Source organism: Ardenticatenales bacterium (genome assembly GCA_020634515.1).
Taxonomy (GTDB): domain Bacteria; phylum Chloroflexota; class Anaerolineae; order Promineifilales; family Promineifilaceae; genus JAGVTM01.
On the sequence record JACKBL010000002.1, the window covers coordinates 1,076,543 to 1,092,818 of the forward strand.

Sequence of the window (16,276 nt, forward strand, 5' to 3'; positions counted from 1 at the left end):
GTTTTTGTTTCTTATTGGTGTCCTGCACCAATAGAAACCCGGTTTTTTGGTTGGCGGTGGCGGTTTTGGCGGTGTTAGTTTTGCGGCGAGGGCGTGGCGGCGGCTTCCAGGTCCATCCCTGGGGGGAGCGCCTTGACGCCCTGGTGCGGCAGCTTTTCCAGATGGTTCAGGCGGCGGCGGGCCAGGGGCAGGGTGGTTGTGTGGTAGAGCATGGATGCAGCCTGGCGCAGGTGTGTGGGACGCCATTGGTGTGGTTGGCGTGCCAACGACCGCAGCGCGCGCCACGTTTTGCGCGCGCGGTATTCTTTGTGGAGGACGGTGTGTAGTTGGCGATAGAATTCTGTGGCGAAGGGGCCGGCGTAGAGCATTTCCAGGTCGCTGGAATCCACCCAATTTTGTTTTCGCCCCAATTCATCTTTGACGCGCTCGTGGAAGCTGGTCCCCGGCAGGGGGTAGGAGACGGACATGCCGATGTCGTCGGGCCGGCAGTCGCGGACCATTTGCAGCGTTTTTTCGATGTCGGCGCGGGTTTCGCCGGGGTAGCCAAACTGGAGGAAGAAGCCGATTTTGAAGCCGGCTTGATGGACGCGGGCGCTGGCTTCGTAGATTTGCTGGACCGTGGTGCCTTTTTCCATGGCGTTGAGGACTGGCTGGGAGCCGGATTCGGCCCCAATCCAGACGATGTGGCAGCCCGCTTGCGCCAGGGCCTCAATCGTGTTGCCGCGTAGCAGCAGGTCGGCGCGGCTGAGGCATTTGAAGGGGATTTGGGCGTTCTCGGCGGCGACGAGGCGGCCAAACTGCTCTAACCAGCCGGGTTTGAGTCCCATGATGTCGTCGGCGAACCAGATGGCGTCAGGTTGGTAGGTCTGTTTTAGCCATTTCAGCTCGGCGACGACGTTTTGCGGGCCACGGCTGTTGTAGCGCTGTCCCCAGATGGGTTTGGCGCACCAGTTGCAGTGGTAGGGGCAGCCGCGCGTGGTGACCATGTTCATGCTGTAGTGGCCGTGCCGCTGCTGCCAGATGGCGCGGTAGCGGGGCACGTCCACCAGGTCCCAGGCGGGGAAGGGGAGGTCGTCCAGGGCGCGGATGTCGGGGCGGCGCGGGTTTTGTTGAAATCGGTCATCATCGAGGTAGGCCAGGCCGGGGATGTTGGCAAGGGGGCGGGGGGCGCGACCGGTGAGGGTCTGGAGCAGTTCGGCCAGGGTTCGTTCGCCTTCGCCGAGGAGGACGTAGTTGGCGCCATGCCGGCAATACGCCTGCGCGTGGTCGGTGGCATCAGAGCCGCAGATGATCACGGGGATGCCGCGCTGCCGGGCCATGTCCGTCATGGTGAAGGCGGCCTGGCGCATACGCAGGAGGCACATCTTGGAGAGGTAGTTGAAATTGTCCTCGTAGATGATGGCGTAATCGGGCTGGTGCTGATCGAGTGCGGCGGCCCATTCGTCCTCGGATTCGGCGAGCATGGCATCGAAGAGGGCCACATCGTAGCCTTGTTGGCGCATGAAGCTGGCGGCGTAGAGTGTGCCCAGCGGGGGAAAGGGCTGCATTGCATCCCACAATTTAGGATCGAAGCGGAGATAGTAGGCCTGTCCGAAAAGCAGTCGGGTCATGAGTTATTCGCGTATCCGTTGTTGGTAGGCGTTCATGATGCGCTGGCTGTGGTCTTGAAAATGGCCTTTGCACCAGTCGGCGGTGAAGTTGGCTTCGCTGCCAGGGGTGGTAAGCTGGCTGAATTTGCGGATTTTGCGTCGCATTTCCCATTTTTCCAGGGCGTTGCCGAGGGAGGAGGCGAGCAGGTGTTCGGCGAGGCGGGTGAGGCGGGTGGTGTGTGTGTTGGTGGGGAGCGGGGGAATGCCGGCATCGGGCACACCCCGCGCATTGGGCAAAAACGACGCCGTCCACGCATTTCGCTCCCGCAGCCGCGCATACGTCTCCATCCCCGCCAGCGGGACCATCTGCGCGATCTCCCGCGCATTGTACAACGTTTGCGGAAACGTGAGGGCGCGCTCGCTGACCACGAAATTGGGGCATAGCTCCACCCGGTGGCGGCGGCGGGCCAGTCGCACCAGGAGAATAATGGCGGCGCGCGCCAGCCAGACGCGGTCATTGGCCGTGACGATGAGGTAATCGAGGTCGGCGTGCGCGTCGGCATTGTTTACGGCCAGGGAGCCGGTGACGGCCACCATGCGCACAAAAGGGAGCCGGGCGATGAGTTGTCCGTAGCGGATGGTCAACGGCCAGAGCGCGGCGGCGGCGGCGGCCCGTTGGCGGCGCGTCTGCACGATATTTTCCCGTCCGGGCAGGGTGAAGTATTCATCCTGGTGCGCCAGATGCGCCGGGACGAGATGCCCGTTGCTGAGGAGATTATTGATGGTGGATGCCGCGACTTTTGGCCCGACCAGGTAGCGGTGGATTTCGCCGGCCCGCAGCGGAAAATCAAACACGTCCGCATAGGCGACTGTGCGTATGACGGCTTCCGTGATGGTGGTTATGCCGGCATCTTCCTCATCGAAAACGTGCGCCAAATCCGTTCTCCTACTGAAATTTACAGCAGAACCCGATCATCTCCCTCCCGTCGGGTCAGCCGTTGTTCATCGAAGTGCTCCAGCCAGGCTATCGCATATTTGCGGCTCGTTTGCAGCAGATCGCGCACCTGCGCCGCCGTGATCCGTTTCTGGTCCGCGAGAAAGTCCAAAATGCGCGTCCGATACCGCTCGTAGCCGGCGCGGGCGTAAACCACGTCGCTGTTCAAGGGGATAAGTTGCCCCAGGTCCACCAGGGCCACGTACACGTCCTCCCCCAGTGCCGCCTTGCACGTCTTCACCGATGGCGTATTGATGCCCGCCGCGTCCATCTGCTGCCGCAGCCGGGTGGCGGCGGCTTCTTGCCGCGCATCCAGGCGGATGGCGTGGTCCGGCGTGTACAGAATCGCCCCGGCATCCACGATTTGCTCCGACTCGACCGCCTGCGCCACCAGTGCCTGGAAGAGCGGGGTGGTCAATTGCAGGCGGCTGCGCGCTTCTTCCCGCGATATGCCGGCACGCAGCGGAAACCGGCGCTGATATTGAGTGACCAGGTCGGCGAGCCTTTCCCCGCGGCGCTGCCAACCACCACCGGTAAAGGACTGCGCGCCAATCTGCACCACGCGCTGGTCGGCCAGCAGGTCTTCCCAGGCGGATTGTCCCGTTTCCTGGTCCAGGCCGGTTTGCTTGAGGAGGTCGGCGAGCGGAGCCGGTTCCAGGCGGGACAACGCTTGCAGCAGCAGTTCGGCGGGCGTTCCCTGAGCCAAAGTTTGCAGGCGGGCGACCACTTCGTCCCGAAAGCGACGATGTCGCCGTCCGGGGTGGGGATCGAGGACGCGCCCGCCGCCGAGGGTGGTGCCGGGGGAGGGCAGGCGCAGGATGAAGCGGTCGCCACGCACGAGGGCGGCCGGTTCGCGCAGGGCGATTTGCAGCCAGCCTTCGGCGCCCGGTTCGATGTGCGGTGCGCCGAGGATGCGGGTGCGCCCGACGATTTCGGCGGCTCCGGCGAATAGTTTGATTTCCATGTTGTGTTTGAGGGGAATGCCGGCATCCGCCAGATGCCGATACGCCGCGTCAAATAAAATGGTATCCCGCAGCACGCCGGGCCGCGTCAGAACCTGGCCCCGCCGCAGCGATTCACGGTCCACTCCCGTCAGATTCACGGCCACGCGGCTGCCCGGATGCACCGCTTCCCGTTTACGGCGGTGCGTTTGCAGGCCGCGAATGCGCCCCTTCATCTCGCCTGGGTGAATCTCCACCGGGTCGCCCAGGCGCAAACTGCCGCCCACCAGCGTCCCCGTGACCACCGTGCCAAAACCGGTCAAGGTGAAAACGCGGTCAATGGGCAGGCGTGGTTGCCCTTCGTCCGCGCGTGGCGTCGTCGTTTGCAGCCGTGCCAGGAGTGTTTGCCGCAGCGTCGCCAGCCCCGCGCCCGTGCGCGCGGATACGGGGATGATGGGCGCGTCCGCCAGCACGGTGCCGGCCAATGCCTCACTCACGTCTAGGGTCACCAATTCTAGCCAATCGGGATCGTCAATCAGGTCTGTTTTGGTCAGAGCCACGACGCCGCTTTGCACCTGGAGCAGGTCCAGGATGGCCAGATGTTCGCGCGTTTGTGGCATCACGCCCTCATCCGCGGCCACCACCAGCAGCGCCAGGTCAATGCCGCCGACGCCCGCCAGCATGTTTTCGATGAAATCACGATGCCCCGGTACGTCAACGACGCCGACTTCCTCTTCGTTGCCGGCAGCGTCCGTGAGCGTGAGCCAGGCAAAACCCAACTCAATCGTCATTTCCCGTTCTTTTTCTTCGACCAATCGATCCGGATCGATACCCGTGAGGGCTTCCACTAACGTGGATTTTCCATGATCCACATGGCCGGCGGTTCCAACGACGTACATGGTAGCGAGGCGTATTCTTGTGTGCTATCAGGCAGCTATGTAAGGCTGGTTTGGGCGGCAAGCGTCCAGCGCGCCGCGTAGGTGCAAGACACCGATTATTCTTCGCGCACGGGTATGAGGGCGGGCTGGCGGCGGCGGTTGGGGTTTTGGGCCAGGGTTTTTTCGACTTCTTCCATCCACAGTCGCGGCCACTGTTTGAGGGCATCCGCCTGCGCCGCCTGCACGCGCCAGAGCATGTCTTTGTCCTGCCGGATTTCCAGGATGGCTTCTTCGGCGGCGGTTAGTTTTTCTTCAAACTGGCTGTCACGTCGATGAATGCCGGCAAGACGTTGTTCCATGTCGATCTCATTGTTGCGCCAACGTTTCTCATACTCCGCCTGGAATGTCTGCCATTGCGTGAGAATACGGTTGACTTCCGTGCGCTGCCGCTCGATTTCTTCCCGCTGTTTTTGTTCCAACTGTTTTTGCCAGGGAGCCAATGATTGGACGGCCATTTTCGCTTCCTGGTACTGGTCGGAAAAAGTGGCCCACTGTTTGGCATATTGAGCCATCACGCCTTGCTGTTCTTCTAGCTGGCGTTCCCAGCTCGCCACTCGTTGATTACGTTCATATTCACCCAGTTGGACTTGCTCCGCCCAGTTCTTAATGGTGTCGCGCAATTCAACCTGCGCTTCGGTGATGCCGCGGATGTCCGTTTCGAAACGGGCGACGGCATTGGCGACGGCGTCGTGGCGGGTGTAGATGGGTTCCCACTTTTTGTCCACTTCCAGCAGCGCCGTTTCCAGTTCGGTCAGGCGATTGGCGTGGCGTCGGGTTGTTTCGTTGACGAAGGTTATCTCCCGCGGCCACGGTTCCATTTCGTGTTGTAGGCCGGAAATCTGGTTTTGCACCGTGCCGATAAGCTGTGCCAGACGCGCATCTTCCGCCTGACGCAAATCCATATCCTGCCGCAAGCGGCCAATTGCCGGCAATTCCCGCCGCATGTCCGCGATCTCCCGCGTGTGTACCTCATGCTCCACGCGGCGCAGCCGTTCCGCTTCCGCCTGCGCCTTGCGCTGCCGGTCGTCGTACTGCTCGATCATCTGCACCATTTCGTCCTTAAACTGGGAAAGTCGGGCCTCCACCTGGGGCATCCGCCCCAACTGCGCCGCCAGATTCGTCACCTGACGTTCCAATTCCTTGATCCGTTGTTCCCGTTTGGTCAGTTCTTCTCTTTGCAGCGTGACTTGCTGCTCCACTTCCGCCAGTTTTCGATTGACTTTGCGACGCTCGTCGTCCAGCCACTCCAGGCGACTGCGTAGTTCGTTCAAATCTTGGGCAATGGTCGCATTCGTTGCCATGTGCATATCCTTGGGAATCAGCCTTCCCGGAAGCTCGATTCAGGCCAAAAGTGTCTCACTATTCGCATCAACACAGCTTCCGGGAAATTAGTTGCGAGTTGGTTGCCAGTCGTTGTTTGCCGGCATATACGCGGTCGTTACGAGGGCCGCGCGAGGAGGTGAGGTAGTCGTACAGTGATGTGAGGGAAGGCTTGCATTGTGTAAGGGCATTATATTGCGGAAAGGTGAAAAGGTAAAACCGGACGGCGCACCTCATTGGCGCGTCTATTACCGTCGCGGTGGCGGCTGGCATATAATCGGGGGTATGCGCATAGGAATTGATTGTCGATTGCCGGCATACCAGATGGGTGGAATCAGCCAGTACGTGCTGCATCTGCTGCCCGCGCTGGCCGCTTTGGACGCGGAAAACGCCTACACCATCCTGCACAGCCGCCGTGACCGGGTCACGCACTTGCCGCCGGGCGCGCCCAACTTTCGCCGCGCCACCTTGTGGACACCCTGCCATCATCGCCTGGAGCGGTGGGCGCTGGGCGGGGAACTGCTGCCGCATCGACTGCATCTGCTGCACAGCCCGGATTTCATCCCACCCGCCTTTGGCGCCCGCCGCCGCGTGATCACCGTGCACGACCTCAATTTTCTCTACTATCCGCAGTTTCTTACGCCCGCCAGCCGCCGCTACTATCTGGACCAGATCGCCTGGGCGGTCCGGCGGGCGGACCACGTCATCGCGGACAGCCACCACACGCGCCACGATTTGCGGGAACGGCTGGGTGTGCCGGCACAAAAGGCCACCACCATCCACCTGGCCGCGAACCCTCTCTACACCAATCCTCCCACGACAGCGGAGGTGGCGGCGACGCTGGTTCAGTATGCGCTGCCGGCATCTTTTCTGCTGTTTGTGGGCACGCTGGAACCGCGTAAGAACGTGCCCACGCTGCTGCGGGCTTACCACGCGCTGCGCCACGCGCATGGCGTGGACCTGCCCCTGGTGCTGGTGGGGGGCAAGGGGTGGCTGAATGAGGCGGTTTTTGCCACAATTGAGGAACTGGATTTGCAAGATGCGGTGCGCCATCTGACGGGTGTGCCCAATCAGCATCTGGCTTGCCTGTACGCGGCGGCGGCGCTGCTGGCGCTACCCAGTTTTTATGAGGGGTTTGGCTTGCCGGCATTGGAAGCGATGCACATCGGTTGTCCTGTGATTGCCAGTAATCGCGCCTCGCTGCCGGAAGTGGTGGGGAATGCCGGCATTCTCCTTGATCCCGACGACGTAGACGGCTGGTGCGAGGCGATGCGGCGGGTGGTGGAGGATGAAGAATGCCGGCAATCCCTCATCGCCCGCGGCCGGCAACAGGCGCGAAAATTCACCTGGACCCAAACCGCCGCCGCCACCCTGAACATCTACCGCACGCTCACCTGACGCTTTCATGCCCGCCATTGCCTATCGGCGGGACGACGAAACAACCATGTCTTCTTCTCAGCATATTCTCATCCTCACGCCGCAGCTTCCTTATCCCCCCCATCAGGGCGCCAGCCTGCGCAACTTCTACATCATCAAGGGGCTGGCGCAGCGCCATGCCATCACGCTTCTCAGCTTCGTAGACCCCGACCAACACCTGGACAGCGACCCATCCGGTCCGCTGACCCAGTTGTGCACCCACGTCTACACCATTCCCGCGCCGCCGCGCACCCGCGCCCAACGCCTGCGCCAACTTCTGTTCACCGATCAACCCGACATGGCTTTTCGCCTGAGCAGTTCCGCCTTCACTACCCGCCTGCGCGAGGTGCTGCATCAACAGGTTTTTGACATTGTGCAGGTGGAAGGGCTGGAACTGGCCCGCTATATCCCCATTGTTCGCCAGGCCAGCCCGCGCAGCCACATTGTCTTCGACGACCACAACGCAGAAGCGGCGCTGCAACAGCGCGCTTTTCTTACCGACCTGCGGCAGCCGCGGCGCTGGGGGGCGGCGTTGTATTCGTCTATTCAGGTGCGGCGGCTGCGCCGGTTTGAGACCTGGGCCTGTCAACAGGCAGACCAGGTCACGGCCGTCAGCGAAGCCGACCAAGAAACGTTGCAAGGCCTGGTTCCCGAAAAGCGCGTCACCCCCATTCCCAACTGCATCGACGTGGCCACCTACGACCTGCCCCCTGACGGCCTTTATCCTACGTTTGACCTGGTCTTCAGCGGCAAAATGGACTACCGCCCCAACGTAGACGCCATGCTCTGGTTCGTGGCGGAGATATGGCCGCGCATCCGCGAAGCGCGCCCGCAGGCCACGCTGGCCGTGGTCGGGCAAAAACCGCACCCCCGCCTGGAGCCGCTCTACCACCTGCCCGGCGTGACCATGACGGGGTGGGTGGAGAGCGTGCAGCCCTACCTGGCCGGCGCGACCGTCTACGTGATGCCCTTCCGCATGGGCAGCGGCACTCGTTTGAAGCTGATTGAGGCCATGGCTGCCGGCAAAGCCATTGTCAGCACCCCCATTGGCGCGGAAGGCTTCCCCGTCGTGCACAACGAGCACCTCATGCTCGCCTCCACCCCCAACGAATTCGCCACCGCCGTCCTCACGCTCCTCACCCAACCCCCGCGCCGCCAGAAACTAGGCAACGCCGCGCGCCAGTTCGCCCAGCAATACGACTGGCGGCAAGTCGTGCAGCGGTTTGAAGCAGTCTATGCAAGCGTCATCTCGTAAAACAATTCGCCGGTCATTGACGCTTCTCTCTTGCTTGCCAGTGCCATCTGTCACACCGATAGCCGCCTGTTCAACGTCTTGGTTCAACGTTTGCTTGAGCGGCGGGCGGGTTGAGAGACGACTCTCAGGTTAACCCAAAACCTGAAACGCGGATGACAATGACGGTTTCCTGGCCCAATATGGGCAGATGGCGCAAGTGTACGGCTTGACCATGGCCGTAGTTACATTTGATTTCTTGTTTACACACGCCACATCTCGTTGTTTCGCGGCGACTTTCAACCGTAATGAAGAATTTGCCATCTCGGGTGTGTTGGGTGGCAACAACATCAACCTGAGGAATATCCAGGGGAAAACTGATTTGGGCTGGGGTGGATATGGGCATCGTTTTTACTCCGTTTGTGAAAATGGCCTCCATTCTACCTCACCACCACATATGGGTGTACCCCCGGAATTCCCAAAGAATTACCGCTTTTGCCGGCACACTCTACGACTGCGCCCCGCCCTGATCGCGGCCGGCGAAACGGATTTCATGACTGACCCAAAGTCCCAACCTTAAAAAATAGCGTAGATGTTCTAAAACGGTTGACAACCGCCGTCAAATGGCCTAAACTTCCGGCCATTGTTACCAGAAAAGAGCCAAATTGAGCCAAAGCCATAAGCCAGGAGGAGGAGGAGTCCCATGGTCCCTACGGTCGGTCTGTCCTTGCGTGCCGGCATTCACCTTATCACCGCGCTCGCCCTATCACTCCAACTACTGCTGGCACCCTTCACCCCACCCCCCGGCATGCCACCGACCCCCGGCCTGCGCCAGGCGACAGCCGGCAAAGACATCGCCGCCCGCCGCGCCGCGCCGCTCGCCGGACCGTAACATCGCCAGCTACGGACCGGGAGACCCGCCCAACGCCCCCCACCACTGCGTCGAATACGCCTACGCCCACAACGTCAGCGGAAGCAACTGGCTCGTCAACCGGCAACTGCGGCAAAGCACCTACGAAAACAGCAACGAAGCCTGCGGCGGCGGCAACCGAATCGCCATGACCCTCTACCGCTACGACAACAGCGCCAACCCCACGGACACCACCCTGGGAACGCTGGGCCAATTGAAATGGACCATGCACTGGTCGGCGGGAGACAGCTACCAGACCACCTACACCAACTACCACGGCAGCGGCAGCGCCTACGACGGCCTGCCGCGCCAGACCAAAACCTTCCAACAGTACAACCACCTCGGTCTGCCCACACAAACGCAAACCACCGCCGCGGACGTGGCCGCGCAAACCACGCAAATCAGCTACGACGCCGTATTCCCCTGGCTGCCGGCCACCATCACCGACGCCAACAACGCCCAGACCCGCTACGAATACGACCTCTTTGGTCGCCTCACCCACATCTACGCCCCCGACCCCGCCACCGGCGCGGCCACCGAGTTGCAAGCCAGCACCGACTACAGCTACGACCCCGGCGCGCAAGTGTTAACCATCACCCAAACCGCCCACCCCGACCCATCCGACCCGGCGCAAGACCAGACCAGCCGCCGCTTCTACAACGGGCTAGGGCAGGTCGTGCAAGAACGGCGGCTGAACGCGGAAATTGCCGGCAGCACCGACACCGTCATCTGGAGCCACACCGCATACGACGGACGCGGCCTCCCCATCTGCCAGACCACCCCCCAAAGCGGCGGCGCGCAAAACTTCCAACCCAAAACCTGCGCCAACTACAACCACACCAGCACCCAATACGACCCCTTCGGTCGCGCCACCCACATCACCGCCCCCGACGGCAGCGCCACCACCACCACCTACGGCTTCCCCACCATCACCCCCGCCGCGCAGCCCGAACTGGCCAAAGTCCAGGTCACCGACGCCAACAGCCACACCATCACCTCCTACACCAACGCCTGGGGGCAGCTTTCCGTGGTGCGCGAGTTCTTCGGCGCGGCGCTGGCAGACAACGCAGACACCGTTTATACTTACGACGTTGCCGGCAACCTCACCCAAGTACAAACCTACGACGCCTTCAACGCCGGAACCGGCAACCTGCTGCGCCAGAACAGCATGAGCTACGACACCCTGGGGCGCAAAACCGACATGACCGACGCCGACATGGGTTACTGGACCTACACCTACGACGCCAACGGCAACCTCCTGCGGCAGGAAGCCAACCCCGGCACAGCCGATCACGTCGCCCTCTGCTTTTACTACGACAACCTGAATCGCCTGCGCCACAAAACCAGCGATCCCAGCCCAACTACCCCCTGCCCGGCCAACCCCGCCGCCAGCGGCCCCCAACACCTGTCCACGACGGAATACGACACCGCCGCCAACGGCCTGGGCAAACCGGCCGCCATCCGCTGGGGACCCGACCCGGTCAACAACTACGAGACTTTCAGCTACGACCAACGCGGCCGCCTCACCGGCCACACGCGCACGATTGACGGCCACGCCTTCACCCTGGCCGTGACCGTCTACGACAACCTGGACCGCCCCCTGACCACCGTCTACCCCGACGGCGAACTCGTGCAGACGACCTACGACCAGGAAGGCGAAAACACCCTCACCGCCGGCGCCAACGGCATCATCACCAACATCGCCTACAACCAGCGCGGCCAGATGACCACCCTGGCGCGGGGCAACGGGCGGGACACCCTCTTCACCTACTACAGCGCCACCGGCAGCAACGGCAACGCCAACTTCCGCCTGCAAAGCATCCACACCGCCACCCTGCCCGGCAAAGAAGACCTCCTCTCCCTCACCTACGAATACGACCCCGTGGGCAACATCACCCAAATCGTCGATAATCTGTTGGCGACAGACAAAAAGCAGGAATTCGAGTACGACGCACGCAACCGGCTCACCCACGCCTGGACGCCCCCCGCCGCCGTCGACCCCTACGACCACGACATCGCCTACGACAAACTGGGCAACATCAGCAACTACGACGGCGCCAGCTACACCTACCACCCCGTGAAAAAAGACGCCGTCATCGCCACCAGCGGCGGCCAACAGTTCGCGTACGACGCCCACGGCAACATGATAGACCGCAGCGACAGTGCCGGCAACTACAGCCAGCAATTCGACAGCGAAAACCGCCTCATCAGCGTCACCACCGGCGGGCAAACCACCCAATTCTTCTACGACGCCGCCGGCCAGCGCGTGCAGACCATCCACCCCGACGGGCGCATCACCTATTCCCCCTTCCCCCAATACGAAGAAGAACACATCCCCCTCCCCCCCACACCCACACCCACCGCCACCAACACCCCCACACGCACCCCAACGCCCACCCGCACGCCCACGCCCACCCGTACCCCTACCCCAACCAACACGCCCACTCGCACCCCCACCCCAACCAACACCCCTACGCGTACCCCCACCCCAACCAACACCCCTACGCATACCCCGACGCCCACCCACACGCCCACCCCATCATCCACCGCTACTCCGCCGCCAACCGCCACCGCTACCCCGCCGCCAACAGCCACGCACACGCCGACAGTCACTCCCACCCCCCTCCCCGCCTGTCCGCCAGCGTTGACCTCGCCCCTCAACGGCGGCATCGCCCTCGTCAAAACCTTCTCCTGGCAGCCCTGCGCCGCCGCCGTCCGCTACACCCTCAACATTCGCGGCGACGGCCTGCCCGCAAGGCATCACCATCCCCACCGCGGAGACCAGCACCACCGCCCCTGGCTCAACCTCATCCCCGGCGGCAGCTACAGTTGGAACGTGAAAGCGTGCTACACCCTCACCTGCGGCGACAGCAGCGACTGGTCCGCCCCTTCACCTTCTCCTACCTCTACCAACCCACCGCCACCCCGCCCGCCGCCACCGCCACCCCCACACCCGGTGGCGCACCATCGCCCCCAGCCCCACCCCCTACGAATGCCCCACCGCCCTGCAAGAGCCGCCCGACGGCTCCACGCAGAAACGAACCACCCACCCTCATGTGGGCAGACCCCTGCGCTCCCGGCGGCGACGTCCTCACCGCCGGCTGGCGCACCAGGTGGAGATAACGGGACAGAACCAATCCCCCATCATCCTCATCATCGCCGCCGAAAGCTACGACACCGGCTGGCTGCTCCTCCCCCCCGACAGCTACACCTGGCGCGCCCGCTCCTGCGCGGACGAAGACTGCGTCCAGGCCGGCCCCTGGCCCGAAGCCTGGTCCTTCACCTACGAAGACCCCATCCCCCCCACCCCCACCCCACAAAGCCCACAAGCGCCCGGCGGCAACGGCGGCGGCATCCAGAGCGGCTACACCATCACCCAACGCAGCACCTACTTCCTCGCCGGACAGGCCGTCGCCGTGCGCCAGGTCATCCCCGGCGAGACCAACAACCTGCTGCACCTGCACAGCGACCACCTCGGCAGCAACAGCGTCATGAGCTACAATAACGGTGGCGGCATGGTTGCCGGCAGCCGCACCCGCTACCTCCCCTTCGGCGGCTACCGCACCGCCCCCAGCCAAACCTATACCGACCGCGGCTACACCGGCCAGAAGCACAACGACGACCTCGGACTCATCTACTACAACGCGCGGTATTACCTCCCCGGCGTGGGCCGGTTTGTGAGCGCGGATTCGATTGTGCCGGATGCCGGCATTCCCCAGACATTCAACCGCTACGCTTATGCTGAAAACCGTCCTCTTATGTACACAGACCCCTCTGGACACTGCATTTTTGGGATAGACACCGCTATCTGTATAGCTGTTGCTTTAGGCGCTGGAATTGGTTTAATTGTAGATTATAGTGTACAAGTTCACGAGAATATTGAAAAAGGCATGTCCTTTTTTGAGGCAGTGTACAAAGAAAACGTGGATTGGGGGAGTGTTACTGGAGCAACCGTATCAGGAGGTATAGGGGGAGGGATTGCTGCGCCAATTACATCTCTAGCTGGTCCGGGAAGCAGTTTGTTAACCCGTCTTACTGTATCTTCAGTGGGAGGATTTATTGGTGGCGGCGTGGGTGGACAAACGGGTACACTTGCCGAAGCTTCAGCAACTGAAGTTGCTTCACTATTTAGCGGAATGGGGATAGATGGTCAAAGATTTCTTGACAATGCTATTGCAGCAGGTTTGCTGTCCACTGACGAGTTCGTAATGGATGCCGTGGCTGGAGCTTTTTTTGCCGCAGCAGGAGAAGGGTTAAACAACGCTTTGTCCAAAAGCCTTTCGGGCCTTCGCCCGTGGCAAGGTTCTCAACCGCATGTGTCCATGATTAAATTTGAACCAGTGGTTGGAGGCGGTGTGCAGATGAAAACAATCATCAGTGGCAGGGCGGTGACACTTACTCCAGAGAAAACGCAAACGCTTCTTCAAGCTCTTGCACAAGGTACAATTGACACGGCTACGGACCTGCTGGAGGAATGGTTAAACAGTGAGATTGATAGGTGGAATGAGCCATGAGGGAATTGAGGTGCGATCTGTTGTGAGGATGTTTGATTACTCAAGCAACTGGCTTATTCATGAACAACGTGGTCGCCTGGATGTACTCTTGGTTTGAGTTCTTATTGAGGCAATTATGTCTGAAGGTCATAAAATTCCTTTGGTCTTTTTATCATTTGCTGCTTATGTTCTTGGCGCAAGTGCTACATTAGCAGTTCTATGTCGTTTGAATTTTGCACCGCTAACACTGTTTGCAGGATTTTTCTGGGGATGGTATGCACTACTGAAAACCTACATTGTTATAAAAGGTAGGATGTCAGTCACTGGTGATTTTCTTTTGTTTATAAACACAATGGCTGTGTTCTATCTGACTCGTGTTTTACATGGTTGGCTCTGTACGCTGAACATGGGTCACGCACAGTGCCTTCCTGCACAAAAGACAGGCTGTTCCTTTCTGCTATTCATGTCAATGGGCATTGCACTTGTAAGCCTATGGCTCTGGTTTCGTTTTCGACAGGCAAAAGGAGAAGCTGTATTTCATTGAGATCGAAACCATCTACACCGTCCCCTGGCTCAACCTCATCCCCGGCGGCAACTATGCCTGGAACGTGAAAGCGTGCTACACCCCGGATTGCAGCAGCGACAGCGACTGGTCCACCCCCTTCACCTTCTGGTCCCTCTACCAGCCCGCCGCCACGCCCACGCCCACGCCCACGCTAGAAATAAGCACCGTCGAAGGGAAAGGAGGTGTCTATGAAACGAAACTGATGCGTGATGGGCGGTGGTCACATGAGCTGGTCAATCCCTTTCCTGACGGTCATGTGCTTGTGTATTTATGGGCGGCGAAGGAACACATTGAACGATAAAAAGTGGACATTTTAACCCGATGAAATGAGGACATTCTTAACCGATGTTGACAGGGGGCATGGTCGGCGGCAGCCGCACCCGCTACCTCCCCTTCGGTGCCTACCGCACCGCCCCCACCCAAACCTTTACAGATAGAGGCTTCACCGGCCAGCAGCACAACGACGACCTCGGCCTCATCTACTACAACGCCCGCTACTATTTGCCCGGCATCGCCCGGTTTGTGAGCGCGGATACGGTTGTGCCGGATGCCGCAAACCCCCAAGCCTTCAACCGATACGCCTACGTTCTCAACAATCCGCTCATTTTGACAGACCCTACAGGCCACATTGCTTGCGATAGTAGTAATCTGCCAGGGATGGATCAAGGGGCCTGTGCATCGGGGACAGATGATTACTATCCTACCCAAAGCAGTACCGCCAGTTACATCATTGGTGCCGGCTTTGCAGAGGAAGGGATTCCTACTCAACTTGCCGATTTAGATCATTCGGATTTTTGGGTGCAAGTATTCCGAACCGCTGCCGGCTTTATATCTGAACCACTGGATTGGGTATTGACCGGCAAAGAGATCTTTTCAGGTGAAATAAGTGGTGAAGAGATCGGTGCCACAATATTGTTCGCGGCCTTGCCTATTGCCCAAGGGGGGTGGGCGGATGATACTGTCACGCTTTATCGGGCTGTGAGTCCAGGCGAATTAGATGATATTATGCACACAGGTATCTTTCGTCCACATCCAGATGGACTATCAATGGACACCAAATGGTTTTCGGAAACCCTCGAAGGGGCAAAAGAGTGGGGATCCCGGATGTTTGATGAGTTTGAAGTGGTAAATGTAATCGTCCCCAAGGACATTGCCGACCAGATGTTCATCGTAAAAAATCTTGACGGCATTGCTAACGCTCGCGCTGCGAGCGATGATGTTTTGGAACATTTCAACGAAAGTATAATAAACTTCCTACTGGAGAGGTGATATGAACCAAAAGCACAGGATTCACGCAATTGCACTCATCCGGTGGAAGAGGAAAGAGGAAATTGGTCGTGTAATGCCTCCACCTGGAACGGAAAGGTTTGCAGCAACTGCCAGGCTTGCGGAAGATGCCCAAGAGGCTCTTTTCAGTGTAGTGATCTACTATCCATTGACCCAACCATTGAAAACCATTATTAAGCATAAAGCAAAGCTGCATTTTTTTGCGCCCGACATGGTTTTGCCAAGGCTTGAACAGGGAACGCTTTTATACATTACGGACGGCCCCAAAACAATAGCGGAGGCAATTATAGAAAGGGTCTGTGGTGATTGGGAACATTGACAACATGGGCAAGCTGTCGCTGTACGGCAGGTCATCCCCAGCCAGACCAACAACCTGCTGCATTTACATGCCGACCATATCGGCAGCAACAGCGTCATGAGCTACAGCAGCAACGGCGGCATGGTCAGTGGCAGCCGCGCCCGCTACCTTCCCTTCGGCGCCTACCGCACCGCCCCCACCCAAACCTTTACCGACCGCGGCTACACCGGGCAGCAGCACAACGACGACCTCGGACTCATCTACTACAACGCGCGGTATTATCTGCCGGGCATT

Annotated in this window: 14 protein-coding genes; 9 read left to right on the forward strand and 5 right to left on the reverse strand. The window is 60.2% G+C overall.

Going from position 1 to position 16,276, the window contains the following annotated elements:
• Positions 1 to 74: 74 nt before the first annotated feature.
• From H6650_08895 to H6650_08910, 4 genes are all read right to left on the reverse strand, one after another.
• Positions 75 to 1,610 carry a B12-binding domain-containing radical SAM protein gene (locus tag H6650_08895; GenBank protein ID MCB8952114.1) on the reverse strand — a complete coding sequence of 512 codons (1,536 nt, stop codon included), beginning with the start codon at positions 1,608 to 1,610 and terminating at the stop codon, positions 75 to 77.
• A 3-nt stretch (positions 1,611 to 1,613) separates the two neighbouring features.
• The gene (locus H6650_08900) at positions 1,614 to 2,525 is read right to left on the reverse strand and encodes a hypothetical protein (GenBank protein MCB8952115.1); all 912 of its coding nucleotides are present in this window, start codon (positions 2,523 to 2,525) and stop codon (positions 1,614 to 1,616) included.
• A gap of 20 nt (positions 2,526 to 2,545) precedes the next feature.
• Positions 2,546 to 4,423: a selenocysteine-specific translation elongation factor gene (selB, locus tag H6650_08905; protein MCB8952116.1), complete on the reverse strand. Its 1,878-nt coding sequence runs from the start codon at positions 4,421 to 4,423 to the stop codon at positions 2,546 to 2,548.
• A gap of 95 nt (positions 4,424 to 4,518) precedes the next feature.
• Positions 4,519 to 5,763 carry a hypothetical protein gene (locus tag H6650_08910; protein ID MCB8952117.1) on the reverse strand — a complete coding sequence of 415 codons (1,245 nt, stop codon included), beginning with the start codon at positions 5,761 to 5,763 and terminating at the stop codon, positions 4,519 to 4,521.
• Positions 5,764 to 6,067: 304 nt separating this feature from the next.
• On the opposite strand from H6650_08910, the gene H6650_08915 reads away from it, so the two are divergent.
• Both H6650_08915 and H6650_08920 read left to right on the forward strand, forming a co-directional pair.
• The gene (locus H6650_08915) at positions 6,068 to 7,180 is read left to right on the forward strand and encodes a glycosyltransferase family 4 protein (protein MCB8952118.1); all 1,113 of its coding nucleotides are present in this window, start codon (positions 6,068 to 6,070) and stop codon (positions 7,178 to 7,180) included.
• Between the two features lie 46 nt (positions 7,181 to 7,226).
• Positions 7,227 to 8,453 carry a glycosyltransferase gene (locus tag H6650_08920; protein ID MCB8952119.1) on the forward strand — a complete coding sequence of 409 codons (1,227 nt, stop codon included), beginning with the start codon at positions 7,227 to 7,229 and terminating at the stop codon, positions 8,451 to 8,453.
• A 124-nt stretch (positions 8,454 to 8,577) separates the two neighbouring features.
• On the opposite strand, the gene H6650_08925 is transcribed toward H6650_08920, so the two are convergent.
• Positions 8,578 to 8,868 (reverse strand): hypothetical protein, encoded by a 291-nt coding sequence (locus H6650_08925; protein MCB8952120.1) that lies wholly within the window; start codon positions 8,866 to 8,868, stop codon positions 8,578 to 8,580.
• 292 nt (positions 8,869 to 9,160) lie between these two features.
• Between H6650_08925 and H6650_08930 the strand changes: the two genes are divergently transcribed.
• The 7 genes from H6650_08930 to H6650_08960 all read left to right on the forward strand — a co-directional run.
• Positions 9,161 to 12,844 (forward strand): RHS repeat protein, encoded by a 3,684-nt coding sequence (locus H6650_08930; GenBank protein MCB8952121.1) that lies wholly within the window; start codon positions 9,161 to 9,163, stop codon positions 12,842 to 12,844.
• The gene (locus H6650_08935; protein ID MCB8952122.1) at positions 12,831 to 13,853 is read left to right on the forward strand and encodes an RHS repeat-associated core domain-containing protein; all 1,023 of its coding nucleotides are present in this window, start codon (positions 12,831 to 12,833) and stop codon (positions 13,851 to 13,853) included. Before H6650_08930 ends, H6650_08935 begins: the two co-directional genes overlap by 14 nt.
• A 115-nt stretch (positions 13,854 to 13,968) precedes the next feature.
• A complete protein-coding gene (locus H6650_08940) occupies positions 13,969 to 14,376 on the forward strand; it encodes a hypothetical protein (protein ID MCB8952123.1) in 408 nt (135 codons plus the stop codon).
• Between the two features lie 64 nt (positions 14,377 to 14,440).
• Positions 14,441 to 14,698, forward strand: a complete 258-nt coding sequence (locus H6650_08945) for a hypothetical protein (GenBank protein ID MCB8952124.1) — start codon at positions 14,441 to 14,443, stop codon at positions 14,696 to 14,698.
• A gap of 44 nt (positions 14,699 to 14,742) precedes the next feature.
• The gene (locus tag H6650_08950) at positions 14,743 to 15,666 is read left to right on the forward strand and encodes an RHS repeat-associated core domain-containing protein (GenBank protein MCB8952125.1); all 924 of its coding nucleotides are present in this window, start codon (positions 14,743 to 14,745) and stop codon (positions 15,664 to 15,666) included.
• Position 15,667: 1 nt separating this feature from the next.
• Positions 15,668 to 16,003 carry a hypothetical protein gene (locus H6650_08955; GenBank protein ID MCB8952126.1) on the forward strand — a complete coding sequence of 112 codons (336 nt, stop codon included), beginning with the start codon at positions 15,668 to 15,670 and terminating at the stop codon, positions 16,001 to 16,003.
• Positions 16,004 to 16,099: 96 nt separating this feature from the next.
• Positions 16,100 to 16,276, forward strand: a 177-nt coding sequence (locus H6650_08960; GenBank protein MCB8952127.1) for a hypothetical protein, incomplete at its 3' end; no start/stop codon positions are given.

Bases quoted from the DNA above. Each gene is read 5' to 3' on its own strand.
- H6650_08910 (MCB8952117.1), bottom strand. From the start codon at position 5,763: ATGGCAACGAATGCGACCATTGCCCAAGATTTGAACGAACTACGCAGT.
- H6650_08920 (MCB8952119.1), top strand. From the start codon at position 7,227: ATGTCTTCTTCTCAGCATATTCTCATCCTCACGCCGCAGCTTCCTTAT.
- H6650_08935 (MCB8952122.1), top strand. From the start codon at position 12,831: ATGAGCTACAATAACGGTGGCGGCATGGTTGCCGGCAGCCGCACCCGC.
- H6650_08925 (MCB8952120.1), bottom strand. From the start codon at position 8,868: ATGGAGGCCATTTTCACAAACGGAGTAAAAACGATGCCCATATCCACC.
- selB (MCB8952116.1), bottom strand. From the start codon at position 4,423: ATGTACGTCGTTGGAACCGCCGGCCATGTGGATCATGGAAAATCCACG.
- H6650_08950 (MCB8952125.1), top strand. From the start codon at position 14,743: ATGTTGACAGGGGGCATGGTCGGCGGCAGCCGCACCCGCTACCTCCCC.
- H6650_08940 (MCB8952123.1), top strand. From the start codon at position 13,969: ATGTCTGAAGGTCATAAAATTCCTTTGGTCTTTTTATCATTTGCTGCT.
- H6650_08895 (MCB8952114.1), bottom strand. From the start codon at position 1,610: ATGACCCGACTGCTTTTCGGACAGGCCTACTATCTCCGCTTCGATCCT.
- H6650_08915 (MCB8952118.1), top strand. From the start codon at position 6,068: ATGCGCATAGGAATTGATTGTCGATTGCCGGCATACCAGATGGGTGGA.
- H6650_08955 (MCB8952126.1), top strand. From the start codon at position 15,668: ATGAACCAAAAGCACAGGATTCACGCAATTGCACTCATCCGGTGGAAG.